11 protein-coding genes are annotated in these 17,435 nt (G+C 46.1%); 7 read left to right on the top strand and 4 right to left on the bottom strand.

Annotated elements, in window-relative coordinates; genetic code table 11:
* Positions 1-40 precede the first annotated feature (40 nt).
* Positions 41-1,192, bottom strand: a complete 1,152-nt coding sequence (locus RCO84_RS14660) for an IS110 family transposase (protein WP_293467028.1) — start codon at positions 1,190-1,192, stop codon at positions 41-43.
* A 240-nt stretch (positions 1,193-1,432) separates the two neighbouring features.
* Here RCO84_RS14660 and RCO84_RS14655 point away from each other — a divergent pair, with 240 nt between their 5' ends.
* Positions 1,433-3,013, top strand: a complete 1,581-nt coding sequence (locus RCO84_RS14655) for an ATP-binding protein (RefSeq protein WP_317585478.1) — start codon at positions 1,433-1,435, stop codon at positions 3,011-3,013.
* A gap of 63 nt (positions 3,014-3,076) precedes the next feature.
* Here the strand turns inward: RCO84_RS14655 and RCO84_RS14650 are convergent, their stop codons facing one another.
* Both RCO84_RS14650 and RCO84_RS14645 read right to left on the bottom strand, forming a co-directional pair.
* The gene (locus RCO84_RS14650; RefSeq protein WP_119238193.1) at positions 3,077-3,916 is read right to left on the bottom strand and encodes a LytR/AlgR family response regulator transcription factor; all 840 of its coding nucleotides are present in this window, start codon (positions 3,914-3,916) and stop codon (positions 3,077-3,079) included.
* A gap of 33 nt (positions 3,917-3,949) precedes the next feature.
* On the bottom strand, positions 3,950-6,013 hold the full coding sequence (locus RCO84_RS14645) for a tetratricopeptide repeat protein (protein ID WP_317585477.1): 2,064 nt from the start codon (positions 6,011-6,013) through the stop codon (positions 3,950-3,952).
* Positions 6,014-6,225: 212 nt separating this feature from the next.
* Between RCO84_RS14645 and RCO84_RS14640 the strand changes: the two genes are divergently transcribed.
* Entirely contained in the window at positions 6,226-7,845 is a 1,620-nt protein-coding gene (locus tag RCO84_RS14640; RefSeq protein WP_317585476.1) for an RluA family pseudouridine synthase, read from the top strand.
* A 68-nt stretch (positions 7,846-7,913) separates the two neighbouring features.
* On the opposite strand, the gene RCO84_RS14635 is transcribed toward RCO84_RS14640, so the two are convergent.
* Complete coding sequence (locus RCO84_RS14635) at positions 7,914-9,572, bottom strand: putative transporter (protein WP_118190213.1); 1,659 nt, start codon at positions 9,570-9,572, stop codon at positions 7,914-7,916.
* Between the two features lie 154 nt (positions 9,573-9,726).
* On the opposite strand from RCO84_RS14635, the gene RCO84_RS14630 reads away from it, so the two are divergent.
* From RCO84_RS14630 to RCO84_RS14610, 5 genes are all read left to right on the top strand, one after another.
* The gene (locus tag RCO84_RS14630; RefSeq protein ID WP_287850186.1) at positions 9,727-10,596 is read left to right on the top strand and encodes a PfkB family carbohydrate kinase; all 870 of its coding nucleotides are present in this window, start codon (positions 9,727-9,729) and stop codon (positions 10,594-10,596) included.
* 240 nt (positions 10,597-10,836) lie between these two features.
* Positions 10,837-11,754: a fimbrillin family protein gene (locus RCO84_RS14625; RefSeq protein WP_317585475.1), complete on the top strand. Its 918-nt coding sequence runs from the start codon at positions 10,837-10,839 to the stop codon at positions 11,752-11,754.
* Between the two features lie 86 nt (positions 11,755-11,840).
* Positions 11,841-15,371, top strand: coding sequence for a fimbrillin family protein (locus RCO84_RS14620; protein WP_317585474.1), 3,531 nt, complete (start codon positions 11,841-11,843; stop codon positions 15,369-15,371).
* 49 nt (positions 15,372-15,420) lie between these two features.
* On the top strand, positions 15,421-16,317 hold the full coding sequence (locus RCO84_RS14615; RefSeq protein WP_218459399.1) for a fimbrillin family protein: 897 nt from the start codon (positions 15,421-15,423) through the stop codon (positions 16,315-16,317).
* Positions 16,318-16,373: 56 nt separating this feature from the next.
* The gene (locus tag RCO84_RS14610; protein WP_317585473.1) at positions 16,374-17,435 is read left to right on the top strand and encodes a hypothetical protein; all 1,062 of its coding nucleotides are present in this window, start codon (positions 16,374-16,376) and stop codon (positions 17,433-17,435) included.

The following is a 17,435-nucleotide window of genomic DNA, read 5'->3' as shown; positions in this document are numbered from 1 at the left end:
TCACAAAGATAATAGCTTTATCATGGAAGGTATATCATGGTCATCCGTTGTTGGCGGATTCTTCACGATCTGGTTTGAAGTCAACATAGTCTGTCTTGTCATGTAAGACATGCCATACGGCGACAAGTAACTTTCTCGCCACAGCAACAATCACCTTCATTTTGTTCTTTCTTCTCACAATTGTTTGGTGATACGAGAATCTACTGAAGAAACAGTCTTTCTGACGACTGGCAGCCCAGGCACATTGAATGATGGTGTTGCGGAGGTAGACATTGCCATGGGTAATTTTACGAGATTTGATTTTCTTGTTGGACTCGTCATTTCTTGGTCTCAGTCCACTCCAGGAAGCAAGGTGGTTTGCCGTTTCGAACTTACTCATATCCGTTCCGATCTCTGCGATCAATGATGTTGCGGCACGTTCCTTGATTCCTGGAATTTTCTGCAAGCGTTCGAGTTCCTCTGGAAAATGCTTCTCGCATATCTCCAACATTCTCTGCTGACATTCGTTTCTGTGGCTCTCGGCGATGCCAATCTCCTCATGGAGTTGGCGCAGTACATCTATTTCTGCCTGGGAGACAACGCCTGTCAATGAGGCTAATATCGTCTCCGCACCATGACGATTGACAATGCGACCATGAACAAGCTTCATCAGCTCGTTTGGATTTGTGACACCTTCCGAGAGCCTGCGCACGACATCGCGGTAACTCTTACACTCGATGTTGGATACATAATTGCTCAAGCGGATATTGCAACGTTGGAGTACGCCGTCCACCTTGGAAACCTTACGGACAATCTCAGCATTGAGGTCAAAGATTCGGCGATCGTACTGGCGAAGCTGTTGAATAATCTCTGGAGGAACGAAACTTCCCCTAACCAATTCCTTCAATGTACATTCTGCTATCCACTGGGCATCCTTGATATCACTCTTATGACCTGGAAGTTGCTTGATGAAATAAGGATTTACCAGACGCAGAGTAAAATGAGGAGAAAGCACACGCCATATTGGTATCCAATAGATACTGGTACTCTCCATACAAACCTCAAAAACATGATGCTTTTGGAGCAATTTCCGCATTTCTTCCAGCTGAAATGTTAAAACACCGAAAACTTGCTCAAATAATTCACCATCACTGTGCAAAATACAAAGAAAAATACTATCTTTGTGCACGTCAAGACCACATACTGCTTTCATAAGCCTACATTTTTGAAGTTTAAAAAATCAGTTAACGAACACTGCTTCAAAGATAATAAATATTTTTGTGACTCAGAGCACGTTAGTAGGATTTTTTGCAGTTGTGGTCTTGATTTCTCGAAAAACAAGGCTAATTTCGCACAATTCGAGGGAAATCATTGAAGTTTTTTATTATACTGGCTTATAATTCAGAAATTTTATCTAAATTTGCGGCTAAAGATAGGAATAGGAGAAAAGATTATGGCAAACAATGAATGCAGAAAGCTGCCGGTAGGCATACAGTCTTTCAATAAAATCAGAGAAGAAGGTTATCTCTATGTAGATAAGAGTGACATCATCTGGAAATTGGCGAACAACGGCAAACAATATAATTACTTGAGCCGTCCTCGTCGATTCGGAAAATCTGTGCTTGTTGATACACTCCAGGCTTACTTCGAAGGAAGAAATGAGCTCTTCGAAGGACTGAAAATCATGGAATTGGAGAAGGAATGGAAACAGTACCCGGTTATTCGATTCGACATGAGCCGAGGGGGAGCGACTGCAAATGAAGTTAAGGCATACCTGGATCGAACTTTTGATGTTTATGAGCAATTATATGGCATCCATATCAAACCTACAGATTCACTAGGAAACCGCTTCGACCTCATCATTAAAACCGCCTATGAGCAAACAGGGCTCAAGGTTGCCATTCTTATCGATGAGTACGACTCTCCTCTCCAGCACTCGTGGAAAACTCCCGAGCATGAGGGTTGCACAGAAGTATATAGAAGCGTGTTTTCCATCTTGAAAGCTGATGATGCGTACCAACGTTTCGTCTTCATTACGGGTATCACCAAGTTTACGCAGATTTCTCTTTTCTCAGTTCTCAACAACCTGACCAATATCAGTTTCCTTCCTGAATATGCTGCTATCTGCGGTATTACAGAAGGAGAAATCGGGGAGAACTTCAAGCCGGAACTGGAAAGAATGGCTGAAGTGAACGAGTGGACCTTGCAGCAAACTCATGATAACCTGAAGGATTACTACGATGGATACCATTTCAGTCGCAGAAACATGGTGGACATCTACAATCCTTTCAGTCTCCTTAATGCACTCGACGCACAAGACTTGAGCTGTTTCTGGGTTTCATCAGGAGCAACATCCATGCTACCTAAGTTTGTGGACAACATGGAACTGCGCTTACGGAATTTCGAAAATTGTCCGATTTTACGCAAGACTCTTGAGAGTTCTGATGTCATAAATGGTGGTGCCGAACTCTTTCTTTATCAGACGGGTTACCTTACCATCAAGTCGAGCGATGAATTTGGCTATTTCTTAGGTTTTCCAAACCAAGAAGTGAAACAGGCTCTTTACGAGGTTGTACTGCCAAGCCTGACCATGAAATCAGAAAGCGATATTATCAGTCTGCAAGGCAGTCTGTTCCGCCAATTGGGTACCGGGCAAATCGCAGATGCCATGAAAACACTGAAAGCATTGGTTGCCGATGTGCCTTACAGCAACAAGAAACTTGCCTCGATGGATATGGAAGAGCGCTACCGCCTCATCATCAGTACCATTCTGAATGCCATCGGTCTGAAAGTGGAGGTAGAGCATATGCTTGCAACAGGAAGGATCGACCTCATCGCCCAAACTTCACGCTACATCTACGTGATAGAACTGAAACTGAAAAATAATGGTGGTAAAAAGGCTGCCATTCAGCAGATACTGGATAACAAATACCTGGAGCCTTTCCAAGCAGACAAGCGAAAGGTGATAGGCCTCGGCATTGAGCTGGACGAGGAAGGCAAAGGGCTATTGGATTGGGGAATTACTGAAGAATAAAAACATAGAAGAAGAGGGCGTGCAAAGACTATATCTTGCACACCCTCTTCTTTTTTCCGATTCCTACAATATCTCCAACTGATCCTTTACCGCCTTATAGCAGCGGCGGGAAACCGTGATTTCCTCATGGTCGAAAGGAGGAGAAAAGATGCAGCGGAGCGTATAATTCTCGATGCAGAGAAGATAATCGAGATTGATGATGCAATCCTGACGAACCTGAGCCAGAGAAGGCGACATGGAAAGGATGGTCTTTGCCGTGGCCTGCCTCTTCAATTTATAAACCTGCCCATTCGACAACTTCAACTGCCAAAGATGAGTAGCCTCATCAAAAGTGCAACTGAACACATCATCGGGCTTCAACATCAATAAACCCGAAATGGTCTGAATGGCAAGACGCTTGGCTGCTGTTCCCAGCATCCCATTCATTCCCGAAAAATCCTGAGCCTTCTGAGAAGCCAAGACTGATTCAGAAGAACAGGAAGAGGACTCTGGAACGGAAGAAGCATCTTCATCCACATCATCTCCATCTTTCATTTTCTGCCGGATTCGGTCTACCACCAGTTCAAACTCATCCTGCTGATAAGGTTTCAACAGGAAATCGAAGGCAGAGGCTCTGAGCGCATCAATCATATACTTATCGAAGGCGCTGTAAAATACTACGATAAGTTCCATCGGAATTTCATCTCTCAGAGATTGCAACACCTCAAAACCCGTCTGTCCAGGCATTTCAACATCGATGAACAGCACATCGGGCTGTATGCTCATCACCAGATTCTTTGCCGATACCGCCGAAGAGGATGTGGCAATCACCTCAAAATCTTCCAGAGTTGCCAAATCATCCTGCAACCTGTGGATGCTCTGTGGTTCATCGTCCACAATCACAACCTTAATTCTATCTTGCATGTTATTTCTTTTTAAATTCTTATGAAAAGTTTCTTACTTAAAGACATTATAATCGTAATTACATGGAACTCCGATACTTACACATATTCCTCTATTCCTGGTACCACCCTCCTCTTCTGATGCTCCTCTGTTGCTCTGCATCTTGAAAAACATCTTGCGTTCGTTGCTTGCATTAAGCATTTCGATGGTACTGTTCAGAATTCTCAATCCAGTTCCCGTACTGGCAGCACAATTTTTCTTTTTCTTGCCAACGGTACCCGAAACTCCACATCCGTTGTCTGTAACATCTATGCGGAGCATATCGTCCTCAACCCAGATGTTTACATCCAGCAAAGGCTTATCTTCCGTCTCTTTCATTTCCACAAAAGCATATTTCAAAGCATTCTCTACAGGAATCTGGATAATCATAGACGGCAGCATGAGCTTCATATCCACATCCTTGGCAACATGGAACTGAGGCATCGGAAGGAACGGATTAGTTTCATGGCGAAGAGTAGAATAGCTCGTCACCATCTGCAGTTCCTCTTCCAAACTTACCGCCATCTTATCGCAAGAAAGCAAGTAGGCACGCAGTACCTGTATCAGGAGCTGAAGCGGTTTGACATTAACCCCCTTCGGAAGATTAGATACGAAGATATTGAGCACATTAAATACAAAATGAGGCGAGAAACGATTGCGCACATTCTCCATCTTCAGAGCCATCATCCGGTTCATCTCCTTATGATGCTGATGCTTGCTGCGCATCCATTTGTAACGGATGAAAGCGATGAGAGCCAACACGCTCATTACCAGCAAGCCGATAATCAGGAGCAGGATGACTCTAAAGGATCTTACCTCTGCTTGCGTGGTGCTAAGGGATAAATCACGGCGAACGATGGCCGTATCCTGCTTGAATCTCAATTCATTCTCCTGAACATTCGAAACCATCGTAGCGTTACGGAGCGAATCGTCGTACTGATTCATCAGTTTCTGATATTGCAGAGCCTTGGCATATTGTCCCTTTCGTTCACAAAGAGCCGCCAGTCCCTTATGATAAAGGTAAAGATAATTAGGCGACATCTTGGAGAGATCGTATGGCTTGTTCAAAATCTCAGTAGCCTTCGCCAGACTATCCTGCTTCAGAGCCAGAGATGCATTCAACCCATCCACATAGAATTGCACATCGCTCTGCATGGAGGGCTGGGCAAAGAAGAATTTCGTGGTAAGAGTCAGATATTTCTGTGCAGAATCCAACCGGTTGAGTTCCAGATAAGTCTGTCCGAGATTAGCATCAACAATAGCCGTCGCCAGGGGCTGTTCCATCTGCCGTGTAGCCTTTTGAGCCTTCAGGAAGCATTTCAGAGCCTCAGCCGGTTTTTCCTGACTGCTGTACACATTTCCCCAACTGTTGTAAAAGAAATAAACATCTTTCGGATTCTTTGGCGGATACAGGCGTTCAGCCTTCTGGAAATAATGATGCGCCAGCTGATAGTTCTGCAAATCATTATAAACCTGTCCCAGTCCTGAGAGAATACTGTTCTGGGCTTCATGCTGATTCAGAGAATCTGCAAGGAAATAGGCACGGCGATACCAGGAAGAAGCATCCGCCAGCTTACCCATCTGTCTGGACGCATCGGCAATATTGATACATACATCAATCGCCTTGCCGCAACTGTCAAGGTTCATGATTTCATGATAAGCTTTCTCATAATAAATTAAAGCCTCCTTCCTCTTGCCGGAAACCAGCAAAAGTATGCCTTGCAGATTATCAGCATAAGAAAGAATTCTGTTGTCAGGAGTTTGTTTGCAATAAGCGTTAACCGAATCTATCAACGACTGGCATTGGGCATCAGCCCCCTTCATATAATAACATTTAGCTATTAATAATTTTTTCCATTGATCGCTTTTATCGGGATTACCTTCACATTTGAAATTTCTTATCAGCATGATCATCGAATCAGGATGACTCTGCATGAGAGATTGGTGACCGGACACAAATTCATCGATATCTTTATGCCACGACTCATCACCCTTCTGCCGATGAGAACAAGCGGCAAACAGCAGCATCAGAACGAATAGCCACAGAAGGCACAGTCCGTTCTTAATCTGCATCGTCATTATCTTTCTATATACACTTACCATGATAGACTATTTAAATGAATTTATGTTTCAGTTGCGAAAGTACAACAAAAAATCCAAATAAACAAAAAAATAACTGAAAAACTCATGTTTTTGCAAAAATATGAACTAAAACGCGTTTAAATATGTATCTTTGTAGCATGGAAATGCATTTATTTAAAAATATAGAACAAAATAATATACCTGAAAGGATGAACAATCCATTCAGCTACGAACCTCATCCGCTCTGCATCGAAGCATGCAGAGAGTTGCAGGATGAACTCTCACAGCGAAACGACTGGCGGGAGGAAATAGACCGTGGAAAGATGTTCGGCGTACTTATCGTAGAAGCCGACAACAGTAAGATTGGCTATCTGAGAGCTTATAGCGGACAGATTAGCGGCAGAAGCGACTGGGAAGGTTTTGTGCCAGCCGTTTTCGATTATCTTCAACCCGACGGATATTTCAAGGTACATGAGGCTGAGATTTCGGAAATGAACCAGCAAATCAGACAGTTTGAAGCCAACGAAACCCTGATAAAGGCGAAAAGCCTGATTGATGATTTGCAGCAAAAGCGCCAGGAAGTTATCACAAACTATCAGACAAAGATAAAAGAAGCAAAGGAAAAGCGAGATGCAAGGCGCCAGGAAGCCCTTTCGGCAGGAACACCCCTGAGCGAGGAAGAGGAGAAAGCGATGATAAAAGAGAGCCAGTTTATGAAGGCAGAACTGAAGAGGCTGAAAAAGTCGATAAACGAAAAGACGACGTACGAAACGCTATATGAAAACTACGAAAAGGATTTGAAAAGTGCGAAACTGCTCCGCAAACAGTTATCTGAAGAACTTCAGCAATGGCTGTTTTCGAAATTCCAGATGCTGAATGCGGAAGGAGAAAGCAAGGACCTGCTGGAGATTTTCAAGAACGAGGCGGTTAAGATTCCACCTGCCGGAAGTGGAGAATGCTGCGAGCCGAAACTCCTGCAATACGCTTACCAGCATGGCTACAAGCCTCTGCAGATGGCGATGTTCTGGTGGGGAGAGAGTCCGAAAGAAGAAATCAGACATCATCTTCAGTTTTATCCTGCCTGCAACGGAAAATGCAAACCGATACTACATTGGATGCTGCCTAAAACAGTCTTTGAAACCCAACAGACAGAAACTACTATATATAATAAGGTGGAAACGCTCTACGAAGACCGTGAACTGGCAGTCATCTATAAGCCCGAAGGTTTACTCTCGGTTCCGGGGAAAGATGCAGCCCAGCCTTCCGTCTACGCTCTGATGCGCAGGAAATATCCCGAAGCTACCGGTCCGCTCATCGTCCACCGTCTGGACATGGCAACAAGCGGACTGATGATTATTGCCAAGACCGAGTTTGCCTATCATCGCCTGCAGAAGGAATTTCTGAATCATCGGGTTCAGAAGAAATACGTAGCCATCGTTTGCGGAAAAGACAAGGAATCGTGCAACCGGATTCTGAAAGAAGCAGAAAGCGGAAGAGGTTACATCTCGCTCCCCCTGATAGCAGATTTTCTAGACCGTCCACGACAGATGGTAAACCGCGAACAGGGCAAGGAAGCCATTACAGAATACGAGGTTCTAGAGCGTATTGACGATACCCATCTTCGCCTGGCGCTCTATCCTAAAACGGGCAGAACGCACCAGCTGAGAGTGCATTGTGCTCATCAGGAAGGTCTGAATGCCCCCATCATCGGCGATCCGCTCTACGGCAACGAGCCGGCAACAAGACTGCATCTTCATGCAGAGGAAATCACATTTGAGCACCCGATGACGGGAAAGAAGATGAATATAACAAGAAAGGCTGATTTCTAACCGAAACCAGCCTTTCTTCATATCTGCGGATGACAGATTCCGCAGAAACAGATGAAAACATCGTAACATCAGACAAAGAACATCACGATAACCTGAGCTATCACCACTCTGATAAACATGCCGAGCGGATAAACCGTAGCATAACTGATACTTGGCGTATCGCCATCCAGCGTCTCGTTGGCGTAAGTAAGCGCCATCGGATTCGCCATACTTCCACAGAGGATTCCGCAGATACTGCCGAAGTCATACTTCTTGGTCTTCAGGATGATGAGACCTACGATAACCACAGGCACAACCGTGATAAGGAAACCGATGCCTACCCACATCAAACCTTCCGGACGGACTACCGTCTCGAAGAACTGTCCACCAGCCGCCAATCCCAGGCAACCGAGATAGAGGGCAAGACCCAGTTCTCGCAGCATCAGACCCGCACTTCGCGTCATGTAAGAGATGAAATGCACACGAGGCCCCAGCGCACCAATCAGAATACCCATTACGATAGGACCACCGGCAATACCCAGACGCACAGAAGCCGTCATTCCAGGAATATCCAGAGGAATGGTTCCTACGGCAAGACCGAGAATGATTCCGAGGAAGATAGCGCCGAGGTTCGGCTCGTTCAGGGTTTTTACGGTATTACCCAGAAACTGTTCTACATGGTCGATACTCGTAGGGTCGCCAACTACCGTCAGTCGGTCGCCGTACTGCAGACGGAGGTCATCTGTAGCAAGCAGACGGATATCACCACGAAGCACTCGGCTCACATTCACGCCATAGGAATTTCGCATCTGCAAACTGCCCAGACGCTTGCCGTTCAGTCCTGGACGGGTAACAACGATAATGCGGCTTTCTACCTTCGCATCAATCGCATTCCAGTCTACCTTATCATTATTCCACTCCTTATCCACCTTCTTTCCGAAGAGAATCTGCATCGCCGAGACCTCTTCCTTATTGGTAACCACGAGCACATTATCATTCGTATGAAGAACCGTATCAGCCTGAGGAACTATCACCTGTTCGCCTCTCCACACACGGGAGATGATGAACTTGCGATGCGTCATCATCGTAATCTCTGCTATGGTATTGCCGTTCAGGGCAGGATTCACGATTACATATTGTCCGATAGACGTATGGTCGTCATCATCATTATTGCGAATCTCCAGATCTTCCGGTTTCACAAAGAGTTTGCGCAAGAGCATCATCGCCAGGATAACGCCCACAACACCCAAAGGATAAGTAACCGCACAGCCCAGAGCCGCACCTTCGCTAGGCAAGCCCAACTGCTGCAACGCCTGCTGGGCAGCACCAAGGGCAGGCGTATTGGTTGTGGCGCCACACAGGATGCCCATCATATCAGGCAGACTGATTGGCAAAATCCAGCACAAGCCGAGCGAGAACAAAGTTCCCACCAGGATGACAGCCAGACTCCAGAGATTGAGCGAAATGCCTTCGTGACGCATCGAACCGAAGAAGTTAGGACCCACATAAAGACCCAGCACATACACAAACATGGTAAGGCCGAAGCTTTCTGCAAACTCCAGCATGTTCTGGTCAATAGAGAGCCCTAGATGTCCCGCTATAATACCCACGAAGAATACGAAGGCTATGCCAAGGGAGATTCCTTTGACATGAATCTTGCCGAGAGCAAGACCCAAAGTACAAATCAAAGACAGGATGACGATGCCTTGCACCGCCGAATGCACGTTGATTAAATTATCAAACCACATGATGTTTCTTTATATCTATTCTAGATAATATTTTAAAAATTGCTTTTTCTCGATGCAAAGGTACATTAAAATGCGAACAAAACAAAATAATTCTCATTTTTTTTTGTATTATTCCCGATTTGCAGTACCTTTGCATCCGCAAAATGTAATAAGAATGAAAGATATTTGTTGTATTGGGCACGTAACAAAGGATAAAATCGTGACCCCGAGCAGTACGGTTTACATGGCTGGCGGCACCTCTTTTTATTTTGCCTACGCCATCAACCAATTGCCAAAGGATGTAAGTTTCTCGCTCATTACGGCGATGGATCCTACCGAGAAGGAACCGGTTGAAAAGATGCTCAAGGCAGGAATAGACGTCACCTTGAACCCATCGCGCAATACGGTTTTCTTCGAGAATATTTATGGCGATAATCCTAACGACCGTAAGCAGCGTGTGCTTGCCAAGGCAGATCCTTTCACCATCCAGCAGCTGGAGCATGTAGAGGCCAAGGTCTTCCACCTGGGCAGTCTGCTGAGTGATGATTTCTCGCCAGAAGTGGTTGCCTTTCTTGCCAAGAAGGGAAAAGTTTCCATCGATGTGCAGGGATATCTGCGCGAGGTGAGAGACGAGAAAGTTTACGCCATCGACTGGAAGGACAAGCTCGATGTGCTCAAGAACACCTATTATCTGAAGGTGAATGAGACCGAAATGGAGACCATTACCGGACTGAAGGCCCCGAAGGAAGCCGCCAAGCTGATTCATGCCTGGGGCGTAGCCGAAGTGATCATCACCCTGGGTAGCGAGGGTTCGCTGGTTTATGTAGATGATACGTTCTACGACATTCCAGCCTATCCTCCTCATGAAGTAGTAGATGCTACCGGATGCGGCGATACCTATTCGGCAGGCTATCTCTACAAGCGCCTGCAGGGAGCCAATCCGGTAGAAGCCGGCAAGTTTGCGGCAGCCATGTGTACCATCAAACTGGAGCACAACGGACCATTCAATCGCAGCATAGAAGATGTAATGAAAATCATCAGATAAAACAGATGAAACAATCATCACTTTTAAGAGAAAGGCAGTTTCCAACAAGCAGGAAACTGCCTTTTTTCTTTGAGTTCACCCTCCGTTTACCCTCTGAAAATATGTTGTTTGGCAACTTTTTCCATATATGGACCATTATGAACTTGCATAATACCACATTTTTTCATACCTTTGCAGAGTAAATGAAACTGACAGTTCCAGATACACCTAGGAAAAGTAATCATATAAAACAAAGAAATCATGAAACAGAAGAAGCATCTAGCAATCGTAGGGAGCATGCTACTCGCGTTAACCGCATGTTCAGGTGGCAGTTCCGAACTGGACCCGACACAAAAGCCTACCCCTGCAGCAAAAGTACCTATCAACATCAGCACTTCGATAAGCCGTGCTACAGATCTGGCTTTCGAAGCGGGCGACCAGATAGGCCTGTTTGTCGTCAGCCATCAAGCCGACGGCTCTGCCGCAACACTCCAAACGACAGGTAACTATATAGACAACACGAAATTCATCTATGATGGAACCTGGAAGGCTGCAACTCCAACCTACTGGAAAGACAACAGCACCCACGCCGATTTCTACATTTATTATCCATATACAGGCTCTATCAGCAACATAGAGGCGATGCCTTGGACTATAAATGCAGACCAGAGTACAACCGAGAACTACAAGGCTAGCGAACTTCTGATAGGCAAGACTACAGATGCGACACCTTCAGAAAGCGCCGTAAAGATAGAAGCCAAGCACGTGTTGAGCCAGATGATTATCAAACTCGTGGCAGGAAACGGATTTACAGAGGCTTCGCTTGCTGCAGCCAAGATTAGCGTAAAGATCAACCGCCTGAAGACACAGGCTACAGCCAATCTTTCTACAGGTGCAGTAACAGCCAAGGGCGATGATACAGACATCATTCCGCTCAAGGAAGAAGGCAACAGCTACAAGGCGCTCATCATTCCGCAAGCCGTAGGCGAAGGAAATCTCATTACCGTAAATGTTGACGGCAGAGATTTCAATCTTCCTAAGTCATCCAAGTTTTCCGCTTTCGAGGCTGGCAGGATGCATAAGTTTACCGTTACGCTCAGCAAGACCAGCAACGGCGTGAATGTAAACATCAGCAAGTGGGAAGACGACGGTATCGACTATGGTGGTACAGCCGAATAAAAAAGTACAGACGATTTTCTATCCTAGAAATAATACGAGATGAACTTTCTTCTAGAGAAAAGTCATCTCCCCAAAACGAATTATTTATGAAAAGAGTAAAACATACCTTATTATATCTGCTTGCGGCAGGAGCCATACTTCTGACAGGCTGTAGCGATGACTTCTTCGGCGACAAGACCGAGCAGCACGACAGCAACCGCATCCAACTCTCGGGCGATATCGACCAGCTTGCCGTAACCCGCGTCAACGACAACGGTTTTTGCAACGGCGACGTGATGGGCGTTTACATCGTAGATTACGAGGGTAACAAGCCTGGAACCCTGAAGGTAAATGGCAATCGTGGCGATAATGTGCGCCACACTTTCGATGAGCCTAACTATAAGTGGAACTCCGCTTATGACCTTTTCTGGAAAGACAAGCATACACATATTGATGTGTATGGTTACTATCCGTTTGCCAACCCTGAGAGCATAGAGGATTATCAGTTTGAAGTACAGAAAGACCAGAGCAAGGCTACCGAGAATGGCGAAATGGGTGGCTACGAAGCGAGCGATTTTCTCTGGGGCAAGGTGTCGGATGTGGCTCCTACCACCAGCGTAATCCGTTTGCCTATGGCACATCGCATGTCTAATGCCCGTGTTACCCTGATTCAGGGTTCCGGTTTTGCCGAGGGCGAATGGGCGAATCTGGAAAAGATTGTCCTGACAGCCAACGTAGCCCGCAAGGCAAGCATCAACCTTTCTACTGGCGAAATCAAGACTGCAGGTGCTGTAGAGAACAACATGACCATCCCATCTCGTACTAACGACGAGTGGCGCACCATCGTGGTTCCTCAAACCGTGGCAGCCGGCACAACCCTCTTCAGCATCACCATCGGCGGCGTACCTTATAAGTTCACTAAGAACGAGGCTCTTACCTATGTGGCAGGCAAGATGATGAACTTCGGTATCAAAGTAGATAAGCAGATCGGAAGCGGCGCTTACAAGCTGACTTTGGTAAGCGAAAGCATTACTCCTTGGGAGAATGATCTGGTAAGTCATGATGCTACGGCGAAGGAGTATATTGTCATCAACTCTACTCCTGGAGGTTTGAAGAAAGCCATTACTGCGGCTAATAAGGACTATACTCAGGTTCGAAATCTCAAGATTACAGGACAGATTGATGCTCGTGACTTTTACTTTATGAGAGACTCGATGACACGTTTGTCAGCATTGAATTTGAAAGAAGTACGTATCAAAGCATGGGGTAGAGCTGAAACGACAAATAACATTAATGAAAACGACCAAATTCCTGGCAGTTCTTTCTATTGGAACTCATCCATTTCAGGAAGTCAATCTTTAACACGTTTGGTCTTACCTGACACATTAAAGTCTATTGGTCCAAATGCTTTTTATGGTTGTAAATACCTTTCCGGATCTTTGATTATTCCAGAAGGTGTTGTTGACATTCAAAGAGGAGCATTCAATGGTTGCACAGGTCTCAACGGAACACTTTCACTTCCATCTACTCTTCGCAAATTAGGAAATGAAGGAGAAGACGATAATCAAGATGAAGGAACAGATTACTATGGAGGTGTCTTCCAAGGTTGCAAGAACCTAACTGGAAACCTTATTTTGCCAGATAATCTTGAGATGATTAGAGGTTATTGTTTCTCTGGATGTAGTGGATTATATGGAGAACTAAGATTACCAGCAAAGCTTAAAAGAATGGGAGTATGTGCATTTAGCTATTGTTCTGGATTCACAGGTTCATTATCAATACCACAAGGTATTACAGCACTTCCATCTGAAGCATTTCATAACTGTGGTTTTAACGGAACACTAACTTTACATGATGGTATAACAAATATTGCAAACGATGCTTTTGCTAACTGCCATTTCAAAGGCGAATTACACTTGCCAAAAAGTCTAAAAGTCATTTCAGAAAACGCCTTCTGTAACAATGATTTTTCTGGAACGTTAACATTACCATCTACCCTTACCCATATCGGTAGCAATGCTTTTGCCTACAATTGGCGATTGATGGGAATTCTTGACATTCCACAAGAAGTAGAGAGCATTGGAGAAAACGCATTTAGCAATTGCAAAATGCTGGAAGGCATCATCTTTCCAGAATCTATGGAGACCATTCGCCAAGGCGCATTCAATGAATGCTATGGTATAAATTCCATTATATGTAAAGGAACGATGCCTGCCCATATTGAGAGCGGAGCTTTCAATGGCGTAGCCAAGGACAACTTCACCCTTGAAGTTCCAGAATCAGCCATCACTCAGTATCAAGCAGCCAGCGGCTGGAAAGACTTCAAGCGCATCGCAGCTCACCATGAGCTCGTTTGCCGACCATCTGTAGCCTGCGCTTTAAGCACGGAGCATAAGCAGAAACTGGTAATTAACGCAGAAGGCGAATGGGAAGTAGCCAGCAAGCCAGACTGGTGCGAGGTTTCTCCTGCCAGCGGCAACAAGAAAACAGAAGTTACTTTGACTATCAATGGAATGGCTAAGAATGCTGATAGTCGTGATGGAAAGGTGGTATTCCGCCTGAAAGACAAAGACTATACCCACGAATGTAGCGTTACCCAATATGGCTATGAATATGGCGAGGACGAATGGATTACCCTGCAGAAGGCTACCAAGGGCAATAATGGTGGAATCAATATCGTGCTGCTCGGCGACGGCTTTAATGCAAAGGATATTGCCAGCGGCAAATATCTGAAGGATATCAAGCAGGAAGTGGAGTATTTCTTTGGTATTGAACCTTACAAGACTTACCGTGATTACTTCAACGTCTATACCGCCATTCCGCTTTCTACGGAATCGGGCGTGGGAACCGTGAACACCATCCGCTACAACCGATTCAACACCACCTTTACCGGTGGCGTAGGACTGAAGGCTGATTATGACGAAGTATTCGATTATGCTTTGGGCGCTCCAACTGTCAACAAGGGCAATCTGAATCAGACCCTGATCATCATGGTTCCTAATTCTACCGATTACGGTGGCATCTGCCAGATGTGGGAAGATGGTTCGGCTATTGCCTTCTGTCCTCAGAGTACCTATGGTTATCCACTCGATACCCGTGGCGTCATCCAGCATGAGGCAGGCGGACACGGATTCGGAAAGTTGGGCGATGAGTACATTTATCACAACGCCTTCATTGATTTCTGCGATTGTACCTGCTGTGGTCACGTTCTTGAATTCAACGGAGCCAAGTCGCTCGGCTGGTACGACAACCTGGAACTTACCGGCAAGATGCATAGCGTAGGCTGGAGTCATCTGATTTTCGACGACCGATATAGCGACATCGTAGACATTTACGAGGGAGGCTACATGCACAACCGAGGCGTATTCCGTTCGGAGCCGAACTCCTGCATGAACAACGATATTCCTTACTACAGCACCATCAGCCGTGAGAGTATCGTGAAGCGCATCAAGGCTTATGCCGGAGAAACCTACAGTTTCGAAGACTTCGTTAAGAACGACAAGCGGGATGCGGGAATCGTAGAGAGCCGTGCTTTCGGCGGCAATGGCGACCAACGCACATCCGGAACCTACCAGCATGCTCCAGTCTTCCATAAAGGCAGTCCGCTGAAAATGGCAAAGGTTAGAAAGCATCGCTAAGAGCGAGGGCAAGGTAAATCAGAATATGGACCATTAAAACAAGAAAAAAATGAAGAAACATATAATAAGATACGCCAGTTTTGCGTTGGCTATATTAGGAATGGTTTCATGTAGCGAGGAGGTGGAAACAACCTCCCGCTACAAGGATGCCCAATCTACGCCGATGACTTTTGCCGTAAACTATCCCGGCCAGAGCCGTGCCACGGCAACCAGTTTCGAGTCAAACGACAAGATAGGTCTCTACGTGGCAGAAAGCAAGGCTCCACTCGAAATAGGCGGCAATCTCGTGAACAACGAAGCGCTCACCTACGATGGCAGCAAATGGGAAGCCGCCCGCACCCTCTATTGGGACGAAGGCACCTACAACGCCTACGCTTACTACCCATACATACAAGGCGTAAGCAGCACGACAGACCAGCCTTTCAGCGTAGCCCTCGACCAGAGTACCCCGAAGACGGCAACTGCACCCGGCGGTTACGAGGCAAGCGACCTGCTCTTTGCCACCAGCAAGGACATCCAGGCATCCAACTCCCCTATCAGCCTCAACTTCAAGCATATCATGAGCAAGCTCAAGATACGTCTGATCAAGGGCGAAGACTTTGAGGGAGACATGCCTACCCATGCCCAGGTAACCATCCACAGCACGGTACCTACAGCCACCATCGACCTTCAGGCAGGCGTGGCAACCCGTTATGTGAAAGGAACCCAGCAGAGCATCATCGCCCATCAGGAGAGCGACTACATCTACTCGGCAATCATCGTGCCTCAACGCATAGAAAACCGTAGACCACTCATCGAGGTGGTAATGAAAGGTGTAAGTTATCTCTACGAGAGCAGATTCCAGTTTAAACCCGGAACCGAACATCTTGTCAACTTCATTATTTCTGACAACCCAGACCAGGTGAAGATAGAGATAGGCGGCGAGATTCAGAACTGGGGGAAATAAATAAGAAAGCCTTTCTCCCGAAGGGCTATGAATGATAAGAATACAGAGAATTATAAATGAAGAAGACGGTATTGATATTATCCCTTCTAGCACTCCTTCTCGGAGGATGGGTGGCAGCCTTGTGGCTGCTGCCCTCTGCCGTTTATAAAGGCGACTGCCAGGAAATCCGATACGGAGTGAACGAAGGACTGGAACTTGTAGAACAGGACAACGGCGCGAAAGGCAAGCGATACGTGGTAGAAGATGCAGACGGTAACGAGCTGTTTACCATCCCTTTGCGTGGCTGTCTGCTAGACACCCGTTTCCGCAACGGGCAGCTCCGGTTTCGCGAGCAAAACTCTAAGAGAGAGGGATTTATCGACCGCCAGGGTATGGTAGTATTCACAGAAGGCAATAAAAATGCGGTTCCGGAAGCCAACAGGCAGCAGGCGCAGATGCTGATGAACGGAGAGACGGAAGAAGGCACGAAGAGTGCGGCTGATTACCAACCGGAAGAACAGGCAAGCAGGCAAGCGAATGCACCAAAAGCAGGAAAGACCAGCTATCTTTCGCAGGTAAATCTCAAGACGATGGCACAGTCGAATCCTTTCTACAAGGAAGCCTCGAAAATCATGCAGGGTAAACTCACAGAGACCGATGCCAGACGCTGCCATACCATCCTCAACTACTGCGAACATTTCCGCACAGCCTATACCACCAAGGATCTAGATTTCCTGAAACAGGTGTTTAGCGACAAGGCACTCATCATCGTAGGAAACGTGATAAAACCAGTAGCCAACGACAACAAGTGTCAGGCTGAAGCAAAGGTAACCTACGCCATTCACTCGAAGAAAGACTATATTTCAAGACTGGCGAAGGTATTTACAGTCAACCAGAAGATAGACTTGAAATTCTCGGGATTCCGCATCATGCGCCATCCTACGATGGACGGCATTTACGGCGTCACCCTCCGGCAGCAATACAAGAGCGACCGCTACGCAGACGACGGCTATCTCTTTCTGCTCTGGGATTTCCGCAATCCGTCCATGCCACTCATCCACGTGCGCACCTGGCAACCGGCAGGAACCGTACATAGCGGAGACGATGTAATCAGTATACAAGACTTTAATTTAGAATAA

The sequence above is a fragment of the Segatella copri genome, assembly GCF_949820605.1.
Lineage (GTDB): Bacteria > Bacteroidota > Bacteroidia > Bacteroidales > Bacteroidaceae > Prevotella.
Note: the sequence above shows the minus strand (reverse complement) of the source record. Positions and strands in the feature narration are given on the sequence as shown.